The organism is Sulfitobacter sp. L-8 (assembly GCF_056859255.1).
In genome coordinates, this window is the sequence record NZ_JBSXOD010000031.1 from 1 (window position 1) to 24,395 (window position 24,395).

The window sequence follows — 24,395 nt, forward strand, 5'->3', positions numbered from 1 at the left end:
GACATCAAACGGGCGACCCGCAAACATTATTCATCCGAAGAGAAGATCCGGATCGTGCTGGATGGCCTGCGTGGCGAAGACAGCATTGCCGAGCTGTGCCGTCGTGAGGGCATCTCTCAAGGCATCTATTACAAATGGTCCAAGGACTTCATGGAGGCTGGCAAACGGCGTTTGGCAGGCGACACAGCACGAGCGGCAAACACTGACGAGGTCAAGGAGCTGCGCCGCGAAGCAAAGGACCTGAAAGAGGTCGTTGCCGAACAAACGTTGGAACTGCGTCTTCTCAAAAAAAGCATGTTCGACGGTGGGGGCGACCCCGAATGAGGTATCCTGCATCTGAGAAACTTGAGATCGTTCGGCTGGTCGAAGAAAGCCACCTATCAGCCCGTCAGACGCTGGCCAAGCTGGGCATCCCGCGCACGACATTCTACCGTTGGTATGATCGGTATCTGCAGCGTGGTGAGGCCGGGCTGAAGGACCAATCTCCCAAACCAAAACATGTCTGGAACCGCATTCCCGACGAGGTGCGCCGCAAGATGGTCAAACTGGCGTTGAAGGAAACGGAACTGTCGCCGCGAGAACTGGCAGTGACGTTCACAGATACAGAAAGCTACTTTGTATCAGAGGCTTCGACGTATCGGATCTTGAAGGCGCACGATCTGATTACCAGCCCTGCGTTCATCGTTATAAAGGCGGCGAGCGAGTTCAAAGACAAGACAACTGGGATCAACCAGCTTTGGCAGACCGACTTCACCTACATCAAGGTCCTTGGGTGGGGTTGGTTCTATCTCAGCACGGTCCTCGACGATTACAGCCGCTACATCGTCTCCTGGAAGCTCTGCACCAACATGCGGGCTGAAGACGTGACGGACACGCTCGATCTGGCACTGCAGGCATCCGGTTGCGATCAGGTTCACGTCATTCATAAACCTCGACTGCTCAGTGACAACGGGTCCAGTTACGTCTCGGGTGACTTGGCCGAATGGCTACAGGGCAAAGGCATGAAGCACTCGCGTGGCGCACCGTATCATCCCCAAACCCAAGGCAAGATCGAACGCTGGCACCAAACCCTAAAGAACCGCATCTTGCTGGAAAACTACTTCCTGCCGGGCGATCTTGAAGCCCAGATTGCGGCCTTCGTCGATCACTACAATCATCAGCGTTACCACGAGAGCCTAAGCAACGTCACACCCGCCGACGTCTACTTCGGGCGCGACAAAGCCATTCTAAAACAAAGGGAAAGGATCAAACGTAAGACGCTCGAAACGCGACGCTTGCATCACCGACAGCACGCCGCATAATCAAACCAACCAGATGAGCCGAACTCTCTCTTAGTTTAGGCCGCCATTGGTCCCAAAAACCCTGACGACGGACAACAACCACCAGTCTCTTTGAGAATTACAGAATTTGTCGATCCTTGACGGACTATCGCACAGGTTATCACAGAAACAAGTGGCGACCTCTTTAAAAATGCTTCATTGTGTCGCTTATGAGTGGACAAAAGCACGAAAAACTAAAGAACCTTCTTGAGGCTGTCCCCACGGGGTTCCTCGTGGACTCCGCTTGGCTTGAGCACCACGGGATAGGCCGGCGTTCGTCCTACGCCTATGTCCAACGCGGCTGGCTAGAACGCCTTGGTCGCGGCGTCTTCCGCCGCCCCGCACCAAGCAGCGCCACCACGAACACACTCGACTGGAAGACCTGCCTGCTCTCGCTCCAGCACATCATGCACTACCCAGTCCATATCGGTGGGGTGACGGCATTGAGCCTGCAAGGATATGCGCACTATCTCTCGCTCGGAGACAAGCGCACGGTCTGGCTCTACGGCTCAAAAATCCCCAACTGGCTCGAAAAACTGCCGCTCAACGCCGAACTCCGCACACGCAGCGTATCGCTGTTCTCCGATCCAGAGTTGGGTGTCGATGACACGCGAAATAATCTCAACGAGACAGCATCGTCCCTGCCATGGGACTGGAAACTGGTGATGTCATCGCCGGAACGCGCGATCTTCGAAGCACTGGACGAGTTGCCGGATCAAGAGAGCTTTCACAACCTCGACATGGCGTTCGAAAGCCTGACGACGTTGCGCCCGAGAACCCTCTCGGCACTGCTCAGAAGTTGCAAGAAGATCAAGGTCAAACGCCTGTTCTTCGTGTTCGCCGACCGCCACGACCATGCCTGGCGCAAGCGACTCGATCCGGAAGAGTTCGACCTCGGCAGCGGCGATCGCGCATTGGTCAAAGGCGGCAAGATACATCCGCGCTACAGGATCATGGTGCCAGAAGAGTTTGTAAGAAAGGAACGTGGTCATGGCGCGTGAAGACTATGCCGCCCAAGTGGCCCTGCTCGTGCGCATACTCCCGTATGTCGTCAAGGAGGAGATATTTGCGCTCAAGGGCGGGACGGCCATCAACCTCTTCTATCGCGACCTTCCGCGCCTCTCGGTCGATATCGATCTGACCTATCTGCCAATCGCGCAGAAAGCCTCGCCGAGATCAACGACGCGATGGACCGGATTGCCGCCGCCATCGAAGGCGGCATCACCGGCGCCAAAGCGCAGCGTATTGCGGGCGATGGCGGCGGCGCTACACGCGCGCTCGCACGTCTCGGCACAGCGGAAATCAAGATCGAAACCTCCCCCGTCACCCGCGGCGTCGTGCATGATCCGGAACAACGCGAAGTCTCGGAGGCCGTCGAGGAAGAGTTCGGGTACGCGATGATGAACATCGTCTCCTTCGAGGATTTGTTCGGCGGTAAGCTACATGCGGCCGTCGATCGCCAGCACCCGCGAGATCTCTACGACGTCAAGCTGCTCTACGAGAACGAAGGGTTTACCGACGAGTTGTTCCGCACCTTTCTCATCTACGTCGCGAATTCACCACGCCCGCCGCACGAACTTCTGAACCCAAACCTGATCGATCTGGATCAGCCCTATGCCCGGGAATTCGAGGGCATGACGAAGGAAGCGGTCGACCTCGGGGAATTGATCGCGACGCGCGGCCGCCTGATCGGTGATATCCAATCCCGCTTGGATGAGGGCGCGAAGAGGTTCCTGAGAACCCTGCATGACGGCGCCCCCGACTTCGACGCGATCGACCGCCCTCAGGCGGCCGAGCTTCCAGCGGTCCGATGGAAGCTCATCAACGTGAACAAGTTGAAAGCAGAAAACCCCAAGAAGCATGCCGCCCAAGGGGAAGAGCTGGAGAAGCTCCTCGGCTGAAGATGAATCAGAGATGACTGATTTCGAGAACGACCCCGACTACGAAGAATGCCTTGTGACCTTTTTTGATGTCCTCGGTTTCAGGAACCTTCTGCACACGAGAAGCGGCGCAGAGATCAGGCACTTGCTTTCGATGTTTCGCAGAGTGTCCGAAGGGGATGCCACGCCGCCCACCCGCTCCGACGAGATGCGGATGATCAGCGAAGTCCATGCAGAGATCGTGTCTGACGCGATCGTCAGAACCAGAACCATTGAAACTCAGTACCAGGCCGGCCCCTTGGTCTGGGAGCTCATCGATCTGCTGCACATCCAGATCGAATGCGTGGCGAATGGCATATTGGTGCGCGGCGCAATGATGATCGGCCCTATGCATCTCGGCATCGAGTTCAGCGGCCCGGTGTTTGGCCCTGGCCTCGTTCAGGCTTATTTCATGGAAGAAGGCGAGGTCATCTTCCCGCGCATTGCGATCCATGAAGATGTTATCGAACGCCACCGGCAGGACCAAACGCTCTGGCGGGAAGGACATTCCTATGAGGATGAAGAGCGTCACCTGAACAACCTCCTGCGCCAGGACGAGTCAGGCCTCCACTACGTCGACTATCTTCGCGCCAGTCTCGGCGAGCTCGACGGCGAATACGCCGGCTGGGTCGAGTTTCTGGGTAGGCACAAGACGTTGGTGGAGAGCGGTCTCGCCGACAGTCCCAACGCGACGGTGCGGCGCAAATACAGCTGGCTCAAGAACTACCACAACGCAGTCATCGACGAGAACTGGCAAACCTGGAACCAGGCGCGATGACCGAGGATGGGGACCCTTGGGAAGATCTGTTCAGAGAGCTCAGGATCGAAGCCTGAGTTCTCTCAACAAGTCACGATTGGGAGCGGCACCAAACCGCGACAGGTCCACACCATTCCTATGACTCGCCATCCAGACCTGCGTCCTCCAACTGCTCCCGATCCGGCAGATCCGCGAGAGTCTCCAGATCAAACGCGACAAGAAACTGCTCGGTCGTCACAAAGGTATAGGGCGCACCGCGGCGCGGCGATCGAGGCCCAGTCCCGATCAACCCGCGCGCATGCAGCCGCCCGATCAGGTCACGGCTGATCTCCTTGCCGAAGATGTCCTTCAGCCCGTCGCGTGTGATCGGCTGGTGGTAGGCGATCGCAGCGAGCACCGCGACGTCGAATTCGCTCAGATCCAACAATTGATCCCCGACATCCGCCGCAGCGCGGATCGCGGGGGCATAGGTACTCCGCGTCCGGAACATCCAGCCGCCAGCGACCTGCGCAATTTCAAAAGCCCGCCCCTCCAGATCGGCGGCGAGGTCCTCAACCAGCAGGTCAACCGAGGCCCCCTGTCCCACCACCCGCGCCAGATCCTCGCGCAGCACGGGCGAGGCGGAGGCAAACAGCACCGCCTCGATCCGGCGCATCCATTCCCGCCACCGCAACTCGGGCGGCAGGTCGGCTAGCTCGCGATCCAATTCAGGGTCAGAGCGATCCTTCGCCATCGCTACACTCCGTAGAGGCGAAACGTGCTGCGCCCGGTCAACTCGCGCACAGCGCCCAGATCGACCAATCGGTCACACAGCCTGCGCGCGGCACGGTCGGGCATGGGCAGCGCGCCAGGTGCCACTGCATCGCGGGTCAGGAACATCTCGACCGCGTCGCCAGACTTCTTGGCCCGGAGCTTGGGTGCGACCGCCTTCAGATGCGCTGCCCGACGTGCAAGATCAGCGGCGAGACGCACGGCCTCGGCCACCGAGGAGATCAGCGCGCGATGACAGGCCAGACGCAGATCATCGCCTTGCTTGCGCAGGTCGGCGCGGTTCAGGCCTGCAGCCAGCAGTGGCACGACGTGATCCCAATCGAGGACCTGCGCCAGGGCCGCCTCCGCAAGGATCAGAGCCGCCATTTCGGCATGGGGCGCGTCTGTCAGCACCGCCTCCAGCACCATCGCGGCACGGGCTACCGGCATACCCTGCCCTGTATCCAGCCACCCGGCAATCTGGCCCGGCTCGAAGCCCGGCAAGGCTCGTCCCAAAGCCTTGATCGACACCGGCCGCTCCGCCGCGCGCCGCCAGGCAAGGTAGGTTTCGCCCGCTGGTCCGGGAAGATCGCCGGGCCGCAATAGGTGTACCGCGTCGCGCAGCTCCCCTGCCCGCTCCGGGCGGCCAAAAAACGCGACACAGGCCTCTGCCGCACGCAGCGCGAGCCGGTCTCGCAACAAGGCATGGGGGAGGTCAACTCGGCTCAACACAAGATGCAGGTGGTCCAGCGCCGCACCCGACAAAAACGCAACATCTTCAAGGGTTTCAGCATGCGTTGTGGTGACCCAAGCGGGCATCCGGGGTATCATGTCGAGGTCGCTGATGTGATCTGGCCGGGCGAAAGTCATGCCTGAAGCCTACATTCGTGGGGCGGTTTCTACCAGTAAATAGCACATAAACCGCCCCACCCTGCGGTTCTTTTCTATGTCCAATAAGTTTGCATTATCGGACATTATGGAATAGGATCCCAGAAACGCGTAAAATTCACGGTTCAACACCGGATTCATGCTTCATGACTGGATTCTCGGACTTTCATGCACTTGCGCCGCGAGAGAGACAGAGGTTTGTGAGATTCCGGAGCGGTATTCATGAGACTGGGCGAGTCGGAATTGATGAGACTGAGACCAAAACCTGCCAAGATCGGTCCTCTGGCACGCGTTCTCGTCAACCTGAACGCGCCTGCGTCGGCCACGGAGGCACCAATGGACACGAGAGAGTCACAGCCATGAACGAAGATGAGGACGCCATCGCCCTGCCATCCCATGTCGCCGGATCCGGGTCGCTCGATCGCCTGGTCGACACCACTCGCGACTACGCACGTGCCGCGGTTTCAGAGAACACGCTGAGAGCCTACGCGAAGGACTGGGCAAATTTTACACGCTGGTGCCGGCTGAAGGGTGCCGAGCCGCTGCCTCCGTCACCGGAAATGATCGGCCTTTACCTTGCGGATTTGGCGTCCGGTTCAGGGCCCTCCCCTGCCCTCTCCGTCTCAACCATAGACCGTCGCCTGTCGGGCCTCGCCTGGAACTACGCGCAGCGGGGATTCACCCTTGATCGGAAAAACCGTCACATCGCCACCGTGCTGGCCGGGATCAAGCGCAAGCACGCACGTCCGCCGGTGCAGAAGGAAGCGATCCTGGCGGAAGACATCCTCGCGATGGTGGCCACCCTGCCCTATGATCTGCGCGGTCTGCGGGATCGCGCGATCCTGCTGCTCGGCTACGCCGGAGGTCTGCGCCGCTCGGAAATCGTCAGCCTCGACGTGCACAAAGACGACACACCGGGGTCCGGCGGCTGGATCGAGATCATGGAGAAAGGTGCTCTGCTTATGCTGAATGCCAAGACCGGTTGGCGCGAGGTCGAAATCGGGCGGGGCAGCAGCGACCAGACCTGCCCGGTGCACGCGCTGGAACAATGGCTGCATTTCGCGAAGATCGACTTTGGCCCGATCTTCGTCAGCACTTCGCGGGATGGCAAACGCGCCTCCGTAACACGGCTGAACGACAAGCATGTCGCTCGCCTAATCAAGCGCACGGTCCTAGTTGCTGACATCCGATCCGAGCTGCCCGAGAAAGGACGACTGGCCCTGTTTTCCGGTCATTCGCTGCGTGCCGGCCTCGCCAGTTCGGCGGAAGTCGACGAACGCTACGTCCAGAAGCAGCTCGGGCATGCCTCGGCCGAGATGACCCGCCGCTACCAACGCCGACGCGATCGGTTCCGGGTGAACCTGACGAGGGCCGCGGGGCTGTGACACTCATCCCTCCAGGAGATAGGCCGTCAGGTTCTGGTGGGCATGCAATATGCGGATGATCTCAACTCCCTGCCCTTGCGCCCGGTAGATCACCAGGTGCACGCCACTGGGATGGATGCGTACCGGGGGAATGAACTCGCCGCGTTCCCGGCCATCTCTGGAAAGTCTGAAAGTAGATCGAAGGGCGCGAATAAACCATCCGCATAGCTATCTGCCTGTTCGATGCCCCAGTTGTCTGCGCCGTAACGCCAGATGTCGGACAAATCGGATTGAGCGGCGGATCGAATGACCCAACGGCTATTCTTCGGCATATTCGGCGCGCATCCGGGACTTGAACGTGCCACAATCAAGCGGGGCCGCCGGCCCGCTGGCGAGGCCTACGTCGACAGCAGCCTGAATTTCCGCAACGGCCTCACGACGGGCACGGTCACGCCGGATCAGGTCGCGAACATAGTCGCTGGAATTGGCATAGCGTCCAGTCTTTGCCTGTTCTTCGACCCAGCTCTTCATCGGGTCCGGCAATGAAATATTCATTGTGCCTATAGTCGTCTCCCTCTCTGTAAGAGCTATGGCAAAGATTGCCAAAAAGCAAGAACACCTCATATACTTACTGCCAAACGGTCGTTTATTAGCGATGTATGAAACTGCAAAAAGACTGTTTTGATGCCCCTGATCGGTTATGCCCGCGTATCGACCGAAGATCAGACCCCCCTGCCCCAGTCGCAGGCCCTGAAATCCGCGGGTTGCGCCGAGATCTATGAAGAACAGGCCTCGGGCGGCAATCGTGCGCGACCGGTGCTTGCGCGGGTGTTGGAACGCATCGCCAAAGGCGACACGCTGGTCGTCGTGCGGATCGACCGCCTCGCGCGCTCCCTCTCGCATCTGCTGGAGGTGATCGAGCGGCTCGAGGCGAAGGGAGCCTTCTTCCGCTCGCTGACCGATCCGATCGATACGTCCTCGCCTCAGGGCAAGTTCACCCTGCAGGTCCTCGGCGCCGCGGCCGAGTTCGAGCGCGCCCTGATCCGCGAACGCACCAAGGCTGGCCTGGCCAGCGCACGGACCAAAGGCCGGGTTGGCGGCAATCCGGGCCTGCGCGCGCGGGATCCGGCGGCGCTGCGCAAGGTGAGGCTGGCCCGACAGGACGGCTACATTGAGCGTCTGAACGAGACGGCACAGGACTGGGTGCCCCACGTCCGCCGCCTGCGGCCCGACTTGGCTTGGGAAGACGTGGTGCGCATCATTAACGGCCCCTTGCCCGAGGCGCGTCGCTGGACTCAAAGCCGTCTCTTGCGCGCTGTGAAGGCCTATGTCCGCGACGGCTTCCTGCCTACCGAGGTGCTGGCCCGCGCCGGGCGCCGCGAAACCGACGATCGCCTGCCTGCCATCGTCGCCGGCATCAAGGGCGCGGACCCCGACATCACGCTTCAGGCGATCTGCACCCGGCTGGAATCAATGCGCGAGCGCACGCCACGCGGGCGGACAAGCTGGCAGCCTTCTTCGGTGAAGATGCTACTGGAGCGGGCTGAGAGGCTGGGGCTGCTTGAGTAGCCCAGAAACCCCGCAAATCATGCACGACATGGAAGGATTACAGGGCTAAGGCCAGCACCAGACTCAGAAGTTGTCCGCTCATGCAAAGGGGTTGACGATGCGAAGCTGGCCTTCGACCAGCAGGCCATCTTGCATGTCCTCGCTCCACAGCGTGGTACACCCCGCAACCAAAGCGCTGGCCACGATCATCGCGTCGTAGATCGAGAAGCCGTAGCGTTCCGCCAAAGCGCGGCCGACGTCATGGGTCTGCACGGTGAGATCTTCGACCGGACACAAGGCGCGCACGCCTTCGAGAAAGGCCGCTGCTTCCTCCCAACTGAGGCCAGCTTTGCGGCGGCAGTTCACCAGTGACTCGTTTAGAACCTGAACGCTGATCCGGGGCCCCTGCCCCAGGATTACCTCGGCGCGATCGGCCTTCGGGCCGTCGTCGAGCAGGTAAAGAACGACATTCGTGTCCGCGAATTCAGCGCTCATGCGCGTCGTCGCGGCTCAGACGTTCTGCTGTGGACAACTTGCCCCGGAAGCGGCGCAGGCCGGTCAGCACCTCATCCGCACGAGCAAGGCGACGGACTCTGACCCGACCGTCGTCCTTGACCAGGTCGATCTGATCACCCTCCTTGAGACCAAGCTCTCGGACGAGCTCCGCTGGCAAACGGACGGCCAGCGAGTTGCCCCATTTTGCGACCTGCATCGTGACCTCCCATGTGGATATACTTCTTGTAATGTATATCCGACGGGTTCCGAAGGCAAGCCTGCCCCAAACCCTAGCTACTCTTGTGCATGACGCAGCGACTGACACCAAATCTAGAAAGAGCTTGCACGAATCTGATAGCTCGGGCAATAGTCTCGATAAATAACGCGCGATCACATAAAAAACGCGCCCACGAATCGAGGCAGAGATGAGCGAAGCTGAGCAGGACCTGGACATTGCCATCGGGCACTACGCAGAGCTTCTTGCGTCCAATCTTCATGCGCAACGTGCTGCCCACTTCCCTCCCGACGCCAAAAAAGTCATGCGCAGCCTGACCAGCGGCGAGGCGGCCGAGTTGCTTGGCGTCGATCATACCTACCTTCGCAAGCTTCATCGAGAAGGAAAGATCGCTGACGTCGAAACCACTGCGGGCAGCCACCGGCGATATACCCTCGATGATATCTGGGAGATTCGCCACGCCCTTGAGGCAAACGCGAAGAAGCCTGGAACCTACGTTCCGGGGCGTCGTGCCGGTGACGAGCTTCAGATTGTTTCTGTTGTGAACTTCAAAGGCGGGTCCGGGAAAACGACAACATCCGCTCACCTTGCACAGCGCTTGGCTCTCAAGGGATATCGTGTCCTTGCGATCGATCTGGACCCCCAGGCATCCCTTTCCGCGCTGCATGGCATCCAGCCTGAGCTGGACCTGATGGAGGGTGGCACGCTGTATGATGCGGTTCGTTACGATGAACCGGTCCCGATCTCGGACGTGATCCGCAAGACCTACATCCGTGGTCTTGACCTGATTCCCGGGAACCTCGAGCTCATGGAATTCGAACATGAGACGCCGGCAGCCATTCAGCGTGGCGGCGCCCGCGCATTCTTTGCCCGTGTGCGCGACGCGCTCGACAGTGTCGAAGCGGACTATGACGTCGTCGTCATCGACTGTCCGCCGCAGCTTGGTTTTTTAACCATGTCCGCCCTTTCAGCATCTTCAGGGGTGCTTGTTACCGTTCACCCGCAAATGCTCGACCTGATGTCCATGTCGCAGTTTCTGCGAATGACCGCTGATCTGCTTGGCGTCATCCGGGATGCTGGCGCAAACCTTCGCTTCGACTGGCTGCGCTTTCTGCCGACCCGCTACAAGGTGGGTGATGCCCCGCAGACCGAGGTCATTGCTTTCATCCGGGGTCTGTTCGGCAGGTCAGTGCTGACCAACCACATGGTTGAGTCGACTGCAATCTCTGATGCAGGGCTGACGAAGCAGACGCTCTACGAGGCCGACAAGAAGGACTTCACGCGTCAGACTTTTGATCGTGCAATCGAATCCATGAACGCCGTCAACGACGAGATCGCGGCGATCATCCAGAACACGTGGGGACGCAATGGCAAGAAAGCCTAAACTGGGACTGCCACTGCAGACCCTGCGCAACGCGCCCGACGCTCTTGAGGGGCGCAGGCTGCGCGGCGGCGTTTTCGAAATCGAGCCTGACCAAATCGAAACCACAGGTCGGCTCGATGACCGGCTGCAAATCGAGACTGAGGGCCTCAAGGCGTCAATTTCCAAGAACGGACAGCGAGTACCAATCCTCGTCCGGCCGCTTGAGGGTGATCGCTACAGCCTGATCTATGGCCGCCGTCGACTGGAAGCTTGCAGAGAACTTGGGATCAAGGTCCGCGCCATTGTCACAGAGATGGAGGGCGATCAGGCACTTCGTGATCAGCTGTTAGAGAACCAGGAGCGGCGGGATCTAAGCTTCATCGAACGAGCGCTTGTTGCCGCAGCCTTGCTCGACGGTGACCATCTGAGCGCATCCGAACGCACTAACAAGGGTGTCGCCGAGGTTCTCAATCTAACCGAGGCAGGAGTGTCGCAGCTGTTAAGCGTGGTCCGCACTGTTGGGGAGGACCTGGTCCTCGCCATCGGTGCCGCTCCGGGCATTGGTCGGCCCAGGTGGGAAGAGCTCAAGAAGTTGCTGGGGGCTACGGATGCTGATCGCGAACTGCTTGCAGCTTTGGCGGGTGAGGCCAAGACATCCCACCAAGGCGGTATTGACGAGAAATCCGATCATGCATTTTTGGCCGTCCTCTCTGCTGCAGGGAAGCCCGAACAGACCACATCCTCGTCTCGCCCTCGCGGGCGGCCCGGCACGATGATTCCGGGGGTCGGTGCCGCCACTGTCACGACCGGACGTCGTGGAAAGCAACTCAAGCTCGAGTTGAAGGCCGAGGAGAGCGATTTTGTCAGCTGGCTTGAGGGCAACGCCCCGCAGCTGATCGCCGAGCTTCACGAGCGCTGGAAGCGTTCGGAAGACTGAGGAAGAGCAACAATCAAAAAGGAGGCACGAGACAGGCAGAAAAGAAAAAGGCCCCGAGAAGCAAGCTTCACGAGACCTTTCTTAGGTTTCGCACGGGACCAGCCCGCTACAAAACTTCAGTTTTCGCACCTCTGAATGTAGCGATCTGGCCCCTTTCCCGCAAGCGCAAAGCGATTCGCGGGCCAGGGAAATTTTGCCTTCGTGAATGACATCATGGATTACACACCGATTTCGCCGTTTATGCGGCCGATATCGCACGCCCATCTGCGCGTGGTCGAGCGTCCTGAGGCGTCTGTTCCCGGCAAGCCCGTCAACAAGTGGGAGCTCCTCCGCGAGCTGTCCAAGGCACAGGCGGCCTTTGGGGTTTCCGAGCGCGATCTGACCGTTCTTCAGGGACTTCTCAGCTTTTTTCCGGACGATGCGCTTGGCGGCAACACCGAAATGGTCGTCTTCCCATCCAACAAGGCGATCTGCGAGCGGCTGAACGGGATGCCTTGCTCGACGATGCGCCGTCACCTCGCACGGTTGGTAGAGGCAGGCTTGCTCACGCGGCGCGATAGCCCCAATGGGAAGCGGTATGTGCGCAAGCGTGGCGAAGATCGGGTGGCCTTCGGCTTTGACCTCTCTCCGCTCTATTGCCGGGCAGAGGAGATTGCACGGGCCGCAGAGGCAGTGCGTGAGGCCGAGGACCGTGTGCGGCGACTGAGGGAGGTGGTGAGCCTTATGCGCCGCGACATGGCCGCTCTGGCGGAATTCGGCGAGGAGATCCAGCCCGGGCTTGGCCTATGGGACCAGCTCAGCGACACGGCCGCCCTCATAGCCCGCGCTCTTCGCCGCAAGCTTTCGCTTGAGGATCTGTCGGCATTTCGGACTGAACTGGAGACCCTTCTTGACCAGGCGCGTAATGTCATTGACGGTCCTGAAACAGAAGAAATGAACACCAATGATGCCCATTTTGAGCGTCACCATCATAATTCAAATAAAGAATCTATAGATCTTGAACCTACCTTAGAAAAAGGCGAGGCGGCGGGCGACGCGCCTGATGATGATACGGGTGCGCCCGTGGCTGACCTTGAAGAGCCTGACACGAGGCGGGTGCCGAAAATCCCACTCCACCTGGTAATCGCCGGCTGTCCCTCGCTCAAGACTTTCTATCAGGGCGACATTCGACACTGGCACCAACTTTTCGACGCGGCTTGTCATGTAAGGCCGGCCATGGGGATCAGTGTTTCCGCTTGGGAAGAAGCGCAGCGCTGCATGGGACCAGAGCAAGCCTCGATCGTCGTCGTGGCTATGCTGGAACGTTTCGCCGACATCAGATCACCGGGTGGATACTTGCGGGCGTTGACGTCCAAGGCCGCGGCGGGCGAGTTTTCCTGCGGGCCGATGGTGATGGCATTGATCGGTCGGCGAAGTGCGGCTTAACAGCTGTTAAGTTTCAACATGGTCGGAGCTCGGTTGGCCTGACTTAACAGCTGTTAAGTCGCCTCTTGGCAACCATACGATCATCGAGAGGGAAAGGAGTGTTGGTTTGAGGGTGACGGGAAGTGAGATCGGAAGAGTGGCTTCCGGTGCCCGTTGTGGAGAAGATCTAATGACGAAACCTGTCCAGAAAATCACCCTGTCCCCGTCCCGGGATATCCCTTTCGACAAGCTGGTGCTGAGCCAGTCCAACGTACGGCGCATCAAGGCAGGCGTGTCGGTTGATGAGTTGGCGGAGGACATCGCCCGCCGCGGCCTCTTGCAGAGCCTGAGCGTGCGGCCCGTTTTGGCTGACGATGGCACCGAGTCCGGCAAGTTCGAGATCCCGGCCGGGGGCCGCCGGTTTCAAGCATTGTCCTTGCTGGTGAAGCAAAAGCGTTTGGCAAAGACTACGCCCATTCCCTGCATCGTCCGCGATGCTGCTTCCGAGATTCTGGCCGAGGACGATTCCCTTGCAGAGAACATGCAGCGCGTCGCCTTGCACCCGCTCGACCAGTTCCGCGCGTTTGTGGCGCTGCGGGACAAGGGCCAGAGCGACGCAGAGATTGCTGCCGCCTTCTTCGTGACGCCGCAGATCGTGAAGCAGCGCCTGAAACTCGCTTCCGTCGCCCCTGCCCTGCTTGAGGTCTATGCCGAGGATGGCATGACGCTGGAACAGCTCATGGCCTTCACCGTGAACCCCGATCACGCGCATCAGGTTCAGGTCTGGGATGTGATCCATTCATCCTGGAACAAGGAGCCATTCCAAATCCGGCGCATGCTGACCGAGACCTCGGTCCGGGCGTCTGACCGGCGCGCGGTCTTTGTGGGTGTTGAGGCCTACGAAGCAGCGGGCGGCACGATGCTGCATGACCTCTTCCAAGGCGATGACGGTGGCTGGCTCGAGGACCCTGCCCTGCTCGATCGGCTGGTGACGGAAAAACTCCAGGCCGAGGCTGGGACGGTTGCGGCTGAGGGCTGGAAGTGGATCGAGGTCGCGCTTGACCTGCCCTACGGCTACAACCACGGCCTGCGGTCCCTGTCCGGTGATCCGGCACCGATGACGGATGACGAAGGTGCGGCCCATGCCAAGCTGCTCGACGAGTATCGGGCGCTCGAGGAAGAATACGCGGGTCAGGACGAATTCCCCGACGAGATCGACACGCGGCTTGGCGTATTGGAAACGGAGATGGAAAAGATCGAGACCCGGCCGTTGATCTTCGACGCGGAGGAGATCGGGCGGGCAGGGGCGTTCGTCACGCTCGACCGCTACGGCGCGCTGGCCGTCTATCGCGGCTATGTGCGCCCAGAGGATGAGCCTGTTGAGGAGGCCGCGGTCCAGGATGGTACTGATCCTGCGGTGGCGGGGCAGGGGGATGATCGTGGTCTCGCCGATGGCCATGGCAGTGCCGCTCATGGCGGAACCGTCATCATGTCGGGTGGCCAGCCGATCGGAGCTGACTTGCCGGAGGATGAGGATGACGGGGCGCTGAAGCCACTACCCGAGCGGTTGGTCATGGAGTTGACGGCCCACCGGACGCTGGCGCTGCGTGAAGCGATCGGGCGCTCGCCGGATGTCGCGCTGACGCTGCTGCTGCTGCTGAAGCTTGTGACGGACACCTTCCGCAGCTCCTCAGCTTCGGGCAGCTGTCTCGAAGCATCCGTGCGTCACGTCTACATGTCGGCGCAGGCGCCCGATTTGAAGGACAGCGTGGTGGCAAAGCTGGTCGACGAGCGTCACGCGGAATGGGAAGCCGATCTGCCGCTTGGCGATGATGCGGCACTCTGGGACTATCTGACGGTCCTCGATCAGGGCAGTCGGCTGGCCTTGCTGGCGCATTGCCTCAGCTTCGGCGTCAACGCGCTGCATGAGAAGGTGAACCCTTACGGGGCAGGCATCTCTGCAGGCGGTCTGACCCGGCGTATGGCGCATTCCGATCTCGTGGCGCGCGCCACAGGTCTCGATATGGTCGAGGTGGGCTGGGAGCCGACGGTCGACACCTATCTCAACCGCGTGCCCAAGGCCCGGATCCTCGAGGCCGTGCGGGAGGCGAAAGGGGAGGGGACTGCCCAACTCCTCGATCACCTGAAGAAAGGCGAGATGGCCAGTGAGGCCGAGCGCTTGCTGAAGGGCAGCGGCTGGTTGCCCGAGGTCCTGCGCCGGAACGATCTCGTGGCGCTGGACGGTGAGGACCGTGCCGAAGGGCAGGGGGCGGATGCCGAAGTGGCTGACAGCGTCAGTGAAGCTGACCTTCCTGCATTCTTCACGGATGACCTGCCTGCTGAAGGCGCGTCGATGCTGGCCGCGGAATAACGTGATCCAGCGGGGGGCGGGGATTCCGCCCCCAATCACCCTATAATTTAACAATATCAATAAGATGATTTCGAATACTCGCATTCGGAATGAGGAATCATGTCTGCAACAACCATCATCAACACCGCACCCCTCGGGGCGCTCATTCGCTACACCGACGGCAGTCCCAAGCCACCGGCACGCTTCACCAAGAAGCTGGCGGCCTGGGAGCGCTCGCACGGTGTCGGCCGCCTTGTAAAAAAGGAACCACCCCGGCCTTACGCGACCTGGACGGCACCCGCGTCGTTCACGCTGCATGAGGGCAACTCCTCCTCGGACGGGGTGATCCTCGTCACCATCATGCGCAGCCATTCCACTGACAGCGCCCTCGCCTTCGACGTAGCGGAGGAGCCGAAGCCCGGGCAGCAACGCGTGGCTTGAAATTGTCGGCGATGAAACTAGCGAAAGGGTAGGGGGCGCGGACTTGGCCGCCTGTAACCGAGGGGTTCGCCCAAGCGCGGGCCTCTTATCCATCACGACCTTGTCCCGCCATGTCGTGGGGCGCCAAAGGAACCATTCCTAAGGAAGGACGTATCCAACCAAGAGCTTGGTCGGGAGGCTTGCGGCAAAAGCATCAGCGAGACAACCGGCTCCAGGGGTTGGACCCGTCGGAACGACCCGCCGGGTTCGGGAGCGCAGTAAACGGTTAGGTCCAGTCTGGTGGCGCTGGCGCTCTCATTGACAGTCTTTGGCAATCTACGCCATCCTCATGAGAAAGGAGATCAAGACCATGGCTACCATGAATGTCTCATTGCCCGGCCCGATGAAGACCTGGGTCGAGGCGCAAACCAAGGATGGGCGCTATAGCAACGCCAGTGACTACGTTCGCGATCTGATCCGGCGGGATCAGGACCGCCACCGCGCCATTGCGTAGCTGCAGCAGCTCGTCGATGAGGGCATTGCCAGTGGTCCCGCAAGGCACCTGGATTTCGAAGCATTTCTTGCCCGCAAGCGAGATCAGAATGCCGACACAAACGGTCACTGAATGCCGACTGTCTCCCGCAGCATTGAGCGATCTGGACGCGATCTGGGATTACACCCTGCGCCTCTGGTCTGTTGGCCAGGCTGAAACCTACATCCGCACGATTGCCAGTGATATGTCCTTGCTGCTCCGACACCCTGAAATCGCGCGCGAACGGCTCGAAATTCGCCCGCCGGTGCGGGAGTACCGCTCAGGGTCCCATCTCATCATCTATCGGATTGAAGCCAGCTGGCTGGATGTGTTGCGTATTGTGCGTGCGCGGCAAAATTGGACGGCTTATCTCAACGAATGATCCTGTCCTTCTGTCCCACAAGCCGACAGTCGACATTTTTCTATCACATGAGGATTTGACCATGAAACCCGCTGACGAAGACCGCATCGCGGCCAATCTTGCGAAGATCATGGCCATGATCTGCATCCGCAATTCGCGCCTCGAAGACCTGCACGCAGGCACGGTGCCAACAACCAGGACGGGGGATTATTCCGATGTCCTCGTGATCGATGCCGAGGGCCGCGAAATACCATGGCTTGAGGCCGCCCATATCGACGACGCCCAGATGGCAAGCCTGATGCGGGACATCGTCAATCGCCTGTTCACGTTTCACATCAAGAGCGATGATCCGGGTTTCCGGGATGACCTAGATCGTTGGATGGCTGTCGCTGGCAAATGGGACGATCCGGTGCTGGATCAGGCCTTCCTTGATGCGGTGGCCAGCTTGAAGTCCAGCCCGAACAATTAGATCAGCACCCGGTGTCACCGTGCCAGCGCCGGGCTGCTTGCCAATAGGCGGTACTCTCACATTAGCCTGCGTTTGAGAGTAAGAGCGGAGCTGGTTTCTTTTGACACCGAGTTGCCTCCCGATCGGAATGATAAGCATTATCATTTGCAAATTCAATAGCTTGAATAGTTCTTTGTCGGCCTGTAATTCACATGCCTTTATATGGAAACAAAAATGCCTTCTGCGCTTAAACTCGCTTTTGGAAGTCTTGTCGTTGGGAGCATTGTTCTCGCGTTAAAGACACTGGCATGGCTGATGACAGGCTCCGTGGCGCTGCTCTCGGACGCGCTCGAAAGCACTGTGAACCTCGCTACTGCTTTCGCCGCGCTCGTTGCAATACGGATCGCGGCCCGGCCTGCGGACGCAAATCATCCCTTTGGTCACCACAAGGCGGAGTTCTTCAGCGCCGTCCTGGAAGGTGTGATGATCATCGTTGCGGCGATATTCATTCTGCTGGAGGCCTATGAAGGCTTCCAAAGCCCTCGCGCGATTGGTGCTCCGATAGAGGGCCTTTTGGTTAACGGAACGGCCACGATGCTCAATGCGATGTGGGCCTTCGTTCTGGTTCGAAGAGGGCGTCTGCTGAAATCTCCCGCGTTGGTCGCCGATGGGAGGCATCTATGGACCGATGTGTTTACGTCCGCAGGCGTCGCGATGGGAGTTCTTCTTGCACTGGCTACCGGATGGTGGGTCCTTGACCCGCTAATGGCTGCATTGGTTGCGATCAATATCATATGGTCTGGTTCTCGCGTCGTGAAAGAATCGCTAAGCGGCCTGATGGACGAGGCGGTTCCAGAAGAGATTCTGGCCAGCATACGTGAAGCCATCTCAATCGAAGCGGCCGGCGCGGTCGAAGCGCACGATCTCAGGACCCGTCATGCGGGTAGTGCGACATTTGTAGAATTCCATCTTGTGGTCCCAAGCGACATGACGGTTTTTGACGCTCACGAGATCTGCGATAGAGTTGAAGTTGGCATCGCCAAAGCGATTCCAGATGTGCGTATTACCATCCATATAGAACCCGAGCATAAGTCAAAGCACACTGGAATTGTCGTGTTGGAATAGAGCGCAATGGATGGCCACCAGATATTCCTTTCTGATATCGCTAGTTTGGCAATTCCAGAGAAGGGTTGTACCCGTCCGCCGAATGCTGCTTTCTACTCGGCTATAGTGCCCAGTAAACGCCGGATATGCTCCGGGCCAGTCGGCCGGATCCCTGTCGGGTTCAGCGCTTTGATCGAATAATAGCCTCGCGTTATGTGATCCATGTTTACCGTTTCCGCGACGCCCGGAAGCCGCAGTACGCGTTCCATATGCGCCGAAAGATGCGGGTAATCCGCGATTTGCCGGCGGTTGGTCTTGAACAATCCGTGATAGGCTGCGTCGAACCGGATGAGCGTCACGAACGCACGAATATCGGTTTCGGTCAGCTTGTCGCCGAACAGATACGGGCGGTCGTCATCGAGGCGCGTCTCCAATTGGTCCAGCATCGCGAACACCCCATCGACGGCCTCGTCATAGGCCTCCTGACTGGAGGCGAACCCGGCCTTGTAGACCCCGTTGTTGAGATTCTCGTAAACCTGCCTGTTCAGCACATCGATCTCGTTGGACAAATCGGCTGGATAGAGGCGGATTTCTGACGGGGCGATCGCTTCGAACGCCGTATCGAACATCCGCATGATATCGGCGCTTTCGTTGTTTACCATGACGCCCCGCTTCATGTCCCACAGAACCGGCACCGTTGCACGGCCTGAAGCATGCGGATCGGCGCGGGTGTAGAGCTCATGGATATATTTTGATCCGTAAAGCGGATCCTCATCTGCGCCGGGATAGTCGCCAAATTGCCAGCCCTGATCGGTCAGCGTCGGATTGAGCACCGTGACCGGGATCATATCCTCAAGCCCCTTGAGGCGGCGTGCGATCAGAGTGCGCGAGGCCCAAGGACAGATCAGCGCGACATAGAGCCGATACCGCCCAGCCTCGGCCTCGAAGCCACTCTCGCCCGTGGGGCCGGGGCGTCCGTCGGGGGTGACCCAGTTCCGGAACTCCGAAACCTGGCGTATGAAACGCCCTTGTTCATCAGCCTTCTGGACCGGCTGCCAGTTCTCGACCCATCTTCCATTCACAAGCATGTCTTGTCTCCTTTTTTACTATCAGCTTCGCAAAGCGCATCACTGCGCCAGCGCGAAGGCGGTGCCCCAGGGATCGATGAAGCGGTCGCCGCCAAGGCGCTGCGTGATCGCCTGCCGCGCCGAGGGATCGACGCCAAGAGTGATCTCATCGAGTCCCGCTTCCGAAGAATCCCGCTTGCCGGCCCGGCGGCTGTTCCAGATATTGCCGGCGAGCTGGTGGTGGTAGCCGCCACTGCCGTAGAAGCTCGCGCCCGGATACGACGCGGCGATGTCAAAGCCGAGGGCATCTCGGTAGAAGCGATCCGCCTCTTTCGTGTCGCCGACCTGCAAGTGAACGTGGCCGATGATGCCGCCTTTCGGGAAACCGGCCCAAATCCGACCTTGCGCTGTGCGTATCAGATCCTTGAGGTCCAACGGGTCCGTGGCCATGCGGATATCGCCGGCGCTATCGCGCCACTGGCTTGGCGGTCTGTCGACATAGACCTCGATGCCATTGCCTTCGGGATCGGCCAGATAGAGCGCTTCGCTGACGATGTGATCCGATGCGCCCTGCAGCCGCACGTCCGTTTCGGCCACATGGCCAAGCCAGCGGGCCAGATCGCCGCGCGAGGGCAGCAGCAAGGCGGTGTGAAACAGCCCTGCCTGTTTGGGATCGCGTGGGCGCAACGCCGGGTCGCCATCAAGATGGAGCAGCGGTGTTTCTTCGGTGCCCAGTGTGACGCTGCTTCCGGCCTCTGCCAGCGGCACCAGCCCCAGAACGTCCCGGTAGAAGGATGAAACGGCATCGAGATCCCGCACCCTGAGCCGAACGGTATCGATGCGGATCGGCGCGGCATTCATGTCGAACTTTTCGGTTGAATTGGTCATCGTGAAACCCCTTTGCGGAAGCGTGCGGGGCTGATTGCCCCGCACCATGAGGACGGATCGGATCAGGTCCGGCTGCGCTTGAGTGCATAGGCGCCGTCGCCCAGCAGGGCCTGCACGACCAGTGTGATCGCCCAAAACGCCGGATACTCCCAGCCGCCGCCTTCATTCGAGAAGAAGAAGCCGGCCGCGCCATGCGGCGCGTAGATCGAGCCGAGCAGGACCGGCACCAGCGCGAGCGACACCCAGCGGGTCCAGACGCCGAGGATCAGCGCGACGCCGCCGGCAAGCTCCGCCGCCATCACGAGATAGGCAAGCGCACCCGGAAAGCCGAGGCTTTCGAAGAAGGCGGCTGTCCCCGTCGGCGTGAAGATCGCCAGTTTCAGCCAGCCATGGGCGATGAACAGTATCCCCAGAGAGACGCGCAGGATTGTGGCTGCCAGATCGGCATTCGCCACACCGGGAATCACCGGTGATTGAAGCGCGTTATGATGGTTCACGTTGGACATTGTCTTTTTCCTTTGTTCGGGAGGTTGGGTCAGGCGGCGAACTGCCAGCGCGGCGCGATCTCGGTACCTTTTCCGAGCACATAGCCAAACTGGATATTCAGAAAGCCAAGCGGCTCGAGCTGACGGGCGGTGGACAGGGGGCCGGCATCGACCGGGTCGAACCCGGCCTCTGCGGCCAGCGTTTTGACGGTGTCGCGCGCCGTCTCGTTGTCGGCGGCGACAAAGGTCTGCAACGGTTGACCGGCCAGCTTGATATCCCCGGCATAGTGCTGGGCGAAGATCGTGTTGAAAGCCTTCACGACGGATGCCCCCGGAACAAGCGCGGCGATCGCCTCGGCGGCCGACGTGGTGGTGCCGAGTTGCAGGGCCGAGAAATCCTCGGTGACGGGGTTGGACACATCGATGACGATCTTGCCGGTGAAGTCTGCCTGATTGGCGATTTCGGCAGCCGACCCATAGGGTGTCGCGAGGATGACGATATCGGCCTCATTCACGACGTTTGCCACATCGTCGGCGCGACCATAGGTCCCGACCTCATGTTTTGTTTTGCTCAGGACATTTGCCAGACCGGATCCGACATTGCCGTTCCCGATGATTGCGATTTTCATGACTTGCTCCTTTCAGTGCGCGCTTTCACGCGCTGTTTGATCTGTCAGGAAGATGCACCTTGCCATCAATCAATGAAATGACGACTATAGAGAATGACTATCCGCAAAATGTACTAAGTGATTTGCCTTGGACATCGTCGACGAACGCCGGGCTTTCGTGGCCACCGCGCAGACTGGCTCGTTCACTGCGGCTGCCCGTCAACTCGGCGTGTCGAACCGACTGACCTCCAAATATGTGGCCGAGCTCGAGCATCGCCTTGGCGTGCGACTGCTTCAGCGGACGACAAGAAAGGTGGGGCTGACGCCGGCGGGTGAGGACCTGATTGCGCGGGCGCCCGCGCTCCTTGATGATCTCGATGACCTGCTCGGCAGCGTTGCCGAAGGATCGCGCGGCCTGACCGGCGTCATTCGCATTTCAGCTCCTGTGACGTTCGGCGAAGTCTACGTTACGGGGATGCTGGCACGGTTTGCCCGGCAGAACCCGGCTCTTACGCTCGATTTGCGGCTCGATGACCGCTATGTCGATCTGGCCAGCGAAGGCATCGACCTGGCTTTTCGCATTGGCCGGTCCGAGATGCTGTCGCTCAAGACGCTCAGGCTTGGCACCTTCAGCAGCCTTCTGGTGGCCAGCCCCGACTATATCCGAGCACACGGGAAACCCGGCTCGCCCGAAGACCTCGCCAACCATACCTGTGTTGTGGACACCAACCGGCGGGTTCCGCACAGATGGGTCTTCGAAAGAAACGGGACCGAGACAGTTGTTCAGATCCGGGGGCGTTTTCAGGTCAACTCGGCGCGCGCTGCCATGGATCTGGCCGTCGGCGGCTTGGGGATCGCCAACATCCCGCGGTTCGCCTTGCGCGACACCATAGAGACCGGCGCTCTGGTCCCCTTGCTGGAGGAATTCGGAGGCGACAGCGGTCCTGTCAGCGCGGTCTATCTAGAGGGTCGGGTCCTGCCACGCAAGATCCGCGCACTGATCGACTTCGCCGCCGAGGATATCCGGTCTACCGCGATCCTCTAGAGCATCGAGCCGTTAACTTGATCCATATCCTGCTTCGCAGAAGTAATTCCAGCTTTCCTGCGGTGTGGACAGATCGCAGACTTCCGCGAGTGCGTCGAACATCTGGTCGAATGTTCTGGCCCCGGCCCGCCGCAGGTGCGCTTTGAGTTTCGAGAACGCTATTTCGATTGGGTTCAAGTCGGGTGAGTACGGCGGCAGATTGTCAATCTGCACCAAAACTGAGTCAGAGCCGATCATCAACGCCGACGGCTCAGTTTGTGAAGGCATCGATAAGGTTGATGACGGAGAGGATCTTTCTGGTGTCACGATCAACCCGATAGGCCCGGTTGCCCTCGCGATAATAGCGCCAATCTTCACGTGGTTCTAGATTTAGCCTACGGGGATCGCGAATAACCACGTAATCACCGATGCGAAGGATGTCCCCGATTCTAGAGCCGTAGTGATCATAGGTCTTGCGTGCCTGCCCCGGCGTCACACAGGGCGGGTTCTTTTTTGCAAGTCCCGGCGGGCAATGTCCTGCAAATCCGTTGTGGTGGTCGCCGCGCGCCTTGCCCTTGCCGCGCCTAGGGTCTGCCGATGCAGGCACGGCGGCCATTGACACGGCTGCAATCGCCATTACGGCCAGTGTTCGAGAAAATCTCATAGCTCGCTCCGTTTCAAGTGTTGTCGGATAGATAGCGCTGAGCACGACAGAAGTCAGGCATAACGAACATCACCAGGCCATAATGCAGCAGAAACGGCGAGCTTCCGCCGGCCTCGTTGCCGCCTGCGAACAACGAAAGGCTGGGTCGATAAGCCTGGACGGCCCGGCCTTGAGCTAAGTCAGTTTAGCATTCGGCATGATGCGGGCTGAGCTGGACCGTGGTGCTCGCGGCCTTAATTGCTTATCTCGGTGCGGTGCTGGAGCCGAAGCCCAATAGCGTGTCCAGTGCAATCATCACGCTACTTGCGTTGTTCCTGCCTGGCTTTGTGCGAGAACAGGACCGCGCTTGATCTGCTGACAAGCATGCAGGCGTGTCCCGAGTTCGCGTCTCGGGCGCGCAACACGGGCGGATTTTTCAAGGATTGGGGTGATATGCATCGGTTTGCCGACCATCTCATGCTGATGGTCGGATTTTCGGAGCATGCCTGGAACGTGACGCAGGAGCGAATGGGAACACAGGTGGCAACGGCGGCGTTTGCGCTCGTGTTCGAAAAGCATGGCACGGGTGAGGTTGCTTCGCCGGGCGGATGGCGGGGCGGCATGGCTGAGGAGGCTGGGGCAAGAAATCTGCACCTCAAACACTGCTTCTATTGCAGACTTGACCGTAAGGCAACGTGACGCTTCACGATCGAAAAATGCACCGTGTGGACAGTTGTAGGCAGGCCTTCAGGAGAATTTCTGCCTATATGCGTTGCCGACCCTGCCTGCCGATCTGAATTGGCTGTGCCAAATCAAAGGCTTCTGGAGATGACACGGTCTTGAGCATTTTGTTGAGGGCCCGTTGGTTTTGAGAAGGGCAGGGTCCGTACCCAGGAAAAGAGAAAGTGTCCTTCGGGTTTTGTGACTGACGGATGAGGGCCTTTGGGGTCCCTCAGATGGGTCCGGGCCGGGTTCCGGTCTGTCTTTCCTGATGAAGGGCATTCCGATGCAAACAGGTATCTTGCGCGTGTTGCGCGCGACCGCTGCCTCGTGGTGGCGACACAAGGAACTACGCCGAACCGGCCAGACGGGGCAGGCACAACGGCTCGAGCGCGAGACCGTCCTGCGTGATCTCGGCTATCTCAGGCAAGCGGCGTCATTGCCAAACGCGCATGTGATCTGCGGAGAGGTGGGACATTCATCCATCTCGGTTGGACCACCGTGTCGACCTTCGCGCCCATCGAGCGCTTTCCCTTGGCCGCTCTTGCGGTCGCACGTGGCACGCCGTTCATCGATATCCGACCCGTCACCGATGTCATCGCCTTCGCGAACCTGCCGCGGGTGGCGCGGGACGGATCGGTCGACCCTGACTCTTCGGGTCCCGGCAAGTCCGTGTCGCTGACCCCCTACATCGACATGGTCGAAGCCCTCGGTGCCACGATCGCCAACGATCCGCGCCCCTGTCGGTCAACCTAGTCACCACTCC

The 24,395-nt window shown here is 59.8% G+C and carries 27 protein-coding genes and 3 pseudogenes; 18 read left to right on the forward strand and 12 right to left on the reverse strand.

Translation table 11 applies throughout. From position 1 onward, the window contains the following. The 4 genes and pseudogenes from AC13DE_RS02865 to AC13DE_RS02880 all read left to right on the forward strand — a co-directional run. A protein-coding gene (locus AC13DE_RS02865) for an IS3 family transposase (RefSeq protein ID WP_483046993.1) occupies positions 1-1,301 on the forward strand; the annotation gives its coding sequence in 2 pieces (ribosomal slippage) (positions 1-286 and positions 286-1,301; 1,302 coding nt annotated over the 2 pieces). This gene is flagged as partial in the annotation. Positions 1,302-1,489: 188 nt separating this feature from the next. Next, positions 1,490-2,320 (forward strand): type IV toxin-antitoxin system AbiEi family antitoxin domain-containing protein, encoded by an 831-nt coding sequence (locus AC13DE_RS02870; protein ID WP_446312368.1) that lies wholly within the window; start codon positions 1,490-1,492, stop codon positions 2,318-2,320. Continuing rightward, a pseudogene (locus AC13DE_RS02875) lies at positions 2,310-3,220 on the forward strand (nucleotidyl transferase AbiEii/AbiGii toxin family protein). Before AC13DE_RS02870 ends, AC13DE_RS02875 begins: the two are co-directional and overlap by 11 nt. Before the next feature lie 13 nt (positions 3,221-3,233). Beyond that, a complete protein-coding gene (locus AC13DE_RS02880) occupies positions 3,234-4,016 on the forward strand; it encodes a hypothetical protein (RefSeq protein ID WP_446312367.1) in 783 nt (260 codons plus the stop codon). Between the two features lie 115 nt (positions 4,017-4,131). On the opposite strand, the gene scpB is transcribed toward AC13DE_RS02880, so the two are convergent. Then, the gene (scpB, locus tag AC13DE_RS02885; protein ID WP_446312366.1) at positions 4,132-4,728 is read right to left on the reverse strand and encodes an SMC-Scp complex subunit ScpB; all 597 of its coding nucleotides are present in this window, start codon (positions 4,726-4,728) and stop codon (positions 4,132-4,134) included. A 2-nt stretch (positions 4,729-4,730) separates the two neighbouring features. Beyond that, entirely contained in the window at positions 4,731-5,615 is an 885-nt protein-coding gene (locus AC13DE_RS02890; RefSeq protein WP_446312365.1) for a DUF1403 family protein, read from the reverse strand. Between the two features lie 377 nt (positions 5,616-5,992). Between AC13DE_RS02890 and AC13DE_RS02895 the strand changes: the two genes are divergently transcribed. Further along, positions 5,993-7,018 carry a tyrosine-type recombinase/integrase gene (locus tag AC13DE_RS02895; RefSeq protein ID WP_483046994.1) on the forward strand — a complete coding sequence of 342 codons (1,026 nt, stop codon included), beginning with the start codon at positions 5,993-5,995 and terminating at the stop codon, positions 7,016-7,018. A gap of 89 nt (positions 7,019-7,107) precedes the next feature. Here AC13DE_RS02895 and AC13DE_RS02900 read toward each other — a convergent pair whose 3' ends face one another. Both AC13DE_RS02900 and AC13DE_RS02905 read right to left on the reverse strand, forming a co-directional pair. Beyond that, the gene (locus tag AC13DE_RS02900) at positions 7,108-7,329 is read right to left on the reverse strand and encodes a type II toxin-antitoxin system RelE/ParE family toxin (protein WP_483046995.1); all 222 of its coding nucleotides are present in this window, start codon (positions 7,327-7,329) and stop codon (positions 7,108-7,110) included. Then, entirely contained in the window at positions 7,316-7,552 is a 237-nt protein-coding gene (locus AC13DE_RS02905) for a type II toxin-antitoxin system ParD family antitoxin (protein ID WP_483046996.1), read from the reverse strand. The genes AC13DE_RS02900 and AC13DE_RS02905 overlap by 14 nt, the downstream gene beginning before the upstream one ends. Before the next feature lie 129 nt (positions 7,553-7,681). Between AC13DE_RS02905 and AC13DE_RS02910 the strand changes: the two genes are divergently transcribed. Beyond that, the gene (locus tag AC13DE_RS02910; RefSeq protein WP_281985303.1) at positions 7,682-8,566 is read left to right on the forward strand and encodes a recombinase family protein; all 885 of its coding nucleotides are present in this window, start codon (positions 7,682-7,684) and stop codon (positions 8,564-8,566) included. A 78-nt stretch (positions 8,567-8,644) separates the two neighbouring features. On the opposite strand, the gene AC13DE_RS02915 is transcribed toward AC13DE_RS02910, so the two are convergent. After that, positions 8,645-9,040, reverse strand: coding sequence for a PIN domain-containing protein (locus AC13DE_RS02915; protein ID WP_047998273.1), 396 nt, complete (start codon positions 9,038-9,040; stop codon positions 8,645-8,647). After that, positions 9,030-9,257 (reverse strand): AbrB/MazE/SpoVT family DNA-binding domain-containing protein, encoded by a 228-nt coding sequence (locus AC13DE_RS02920; protein WP_281985305.1) that lies wholly within the window; start codon positions 9,255-9,257, stop codon positions 9,030-9,032. Before AC13DE_RS02920 ends, AC13DE_RS02915 begins: the two co-directional genes overlap by 11 nt. A gap of 208 nt (positions 9,258-9,465) precedes the next feature. Between AC13DE_RS02920 and repA the strand changes: the two genes are divergently transcribed. From repA to AC13DE_RS02965, 9 genes are all read left to right on the forward strand, one after another. After that, the gene (gene repA, locus AC13DE_RS02925) at positions 9,466-10,659 is read left to right on the forward strand and encodes a plasmid partitioning protein RepA (protein ID WP_009503867.1); all 1,194 of its coding nucleotides are present in this window, start codon (positions 9,466-9,468) and stop codon (positions 10,657-10,659) included. Continuing rightward, positions 10,643-11,575, forward strand: coding sequence for a plasmid partitioning protein RepB (gene repB / locus AC13DE_RS02930; RefSeq protein ID WP_281985308.1), 933 nt, complete (start codon positions 10,643-10,645; stop codon positions 11,573-11,575). Before repA ends, repB begins: the two co-directional genes overlap by 17 nt. Positions 11,576-11,788: 213 nt before the next feature. Continuing rightward, the gene (gene repC, locus AC13DE_RS02935; RefSeq protein ID WP_483047017.1) at positions 11,789-13,000 is read left to right on the forward strand and encodes a plasmid replication protein RepC; all 1,212 of its coding nucleotides are present in this window, start codon (positions 11,789-11,791) and stop codon (positions 12,998-13,000) included. A 169-nt stretch (positions 13,001-13,169) separates the two neighbouring features. Continuing rightward, positions 13,170-15,350 carry a ParB/RepB/Spo0J family partition protein gene (locus AC13DE_RS02940; RefSeq protein ID WP_483046997.1) on the forward strand — a complete coding sequence of 727 codons (2,181 nt, stop codon included), beginning with the start codon at positions 13,170-13,172 and terminating at the stop codon, positions 15,348-15,350. 99 nt (positions 15,351-15,449) lie between these two features. Continuing rightward, positions 15,450-15,770, forward strand: a complete 321-nt coding sequence (locus AC13DE_RS02945) for a hypothetical protein (protein WP_483046998.1) — start codon at positions 15,450-15,452, stop codon at positions 15,768-15,770. Positions 15,771-16,119: 349 nt separating this feature from the next. After that, positions 16,120-16,263, forward strand: a complete 144-nt coding sequence (locus AC13DE_RS02950) for a type II toxin-antitoxin system ParD family antitoxin (protein WP_483046999.1) — start codon at positions 16,120-16,122, stop codon at positions 16,261-16,263. Positions 16,264-16,351: 88 nt separating this feature from the next. After that, positions 16,352-16,663, forward strand: a complete 312-nt coding sequence (locus tag AC13DE_RS02955; protein ID WP_483047000.1) for a type II toxin-antitoxin system RelE/ParE family toxin — start codon at positions 16,352-16,354, stop codon at positions 16,661-16,663. A gap of 61 nt (positions 16,664-16,724) precedes the next feature. Further along, positions 16,725-17,111: a hypothetical protein gene (locus AC13DE_RS02960; RefSeq protein ID WP_281985315.1), complete on the forward strand. Its 387-nt coding sequence runs from the start codon at positions 16,725-16,727 to the stop codon at positions 17,109-17,111. A gap of 213 nt (positions 17,112-17,324) precedes the next feature. Continuing rightward, on the forward strand, positions 17,325-18,215 hold the full coding sequence (locus AC13DE_RS02965; protein ID WP_483047001.1) for a cation diffusion facilitator family transporter: 891 nt from the start codon (positions 17,325-17,327) through the stop codon (positions 18,213-18,215). 92 nt (positions 18,216-18,307) lie between these two features. On the opposite strand, the gene AC13DE_RS02970 is transcribed toward AC13DE_RS02965, so the two are convergent. From AC13DE_RS02970 to AC13DE_RS02985, 4 genes are all read right to left on the reverse strand, one after another. Then, positions 18,308-19,282, reverse strand: coding sequence for a glutathione S-transferase family protein (locus tag AC13DE_RS02970; RefSeq protein ID WP_483047002.1), 975 nt, complete (start codon positions 19,280-19,282; stop codon positions 18,308-18,310). A gap of 39 nt (positions 19,283-19,321) precedes the next feature. After that, positions 19,322-20,149 (reverse strand): VOC family protein, encoded by an 828-nt coding sequence (locus AC13DE_RS02975; protein WP_394439273.1) that lies wholly within the window; start codon positions 20,147-20,149, stop codon positions 19,322-19,324. Between the two features lie 62 nt (positions 20,150-20,211). After that, complete coding sequence (locus tag AC13DE_RS02980) at positions 20,212-20,655, reverse strand: DoxX family protein (protein WP_394389410.1); 444 nt, start codon at positions 20,653-20,655, stop codon at positions 20,212-20,214. Between the two features lie 29 nt (positions 20,656-20,684). Beyond that, complete coding sequence (locus AC13DE_RS02985; protein ID WP_394389412.1) at positions 20,685-21,263, reverse strand: NADPH-dependent F420 reductase; 579 nt, start codon at positions 21,261-21,263, stop codon at positions 20,685-20,687. A gap of 127 nt (positions 21,264-21,390) precedes the next feature. Here AC13DE_RS02985 and AC13DE_RS02990 point away from each other — a divergent pair, with 127 nt between their 5' ends. After that, positions 21,391-22,287: a LysR family transcriptional regulator gene (locus tag AC13DE_RS02990; RefSeq protein ID WP_483047003.1), complete on the forward strand. Its 897-nt coding sequence runs from the start codon at positions 21,391-21,393 to the stop codon at positions 22,285-22,287. A gap of 12 nt (positions 22,288-22,299) precedes the next feature. Here the strand turns inward: AC13DE_RS02990 and AC13DE_RS02995 are convergent. Next, positions 22,300-22,485: pseudogene (locus tag AC13DE_RS02995) on the reverse strand (transposase); the annotation flags it as partial. 52 nt (positions 22,486-22,537) lie between these two features. After that, positions 22,538-22,930 carry a hypothetical protein gene (locus tag AC13DE_RS03000; RefSeq protein ID WP_483047004.1) on the reverse strand — a complete coding sequence of 131 codons (393 nt, stop codon included), beginning with the start codon at positions 22,928-22,930 and terminating at the stop codon, positions 22,538-22,540. A gap of 363 nt (positions 22,931-23,293) precedes the next feature. Between AC13DE_RS03000 and repC (AC13DE_RS03005) the strand changes: the two genes are divergently transcribed. Together repC (AC13DE_RS03005) and AC13DE_RS03010 are read left to right on the forward strand one after the other, a co-directional pair. Beyond that, the gene (gene repC, locus AC13DE_RS03005) at positions 23,294-23,608 is read left to right on the forward strand and encodes a replication initiation protein RepC (protein WP_483047005.1); all 315 of its coding nucleotides are present in this window, start codon (positions 23,294-23,296) and stop codon (positions 23,606-23,608) included. 292 nt (positions 23,609-23,900) lie between these two features. Continuing rightward, positions 23,901-24,385: pseudogene (locus AC13DE_RS03010) on the forward strand (hypothetical protein). Positions 24,386-24,395 lie beyond the last annotated feature (10 nt).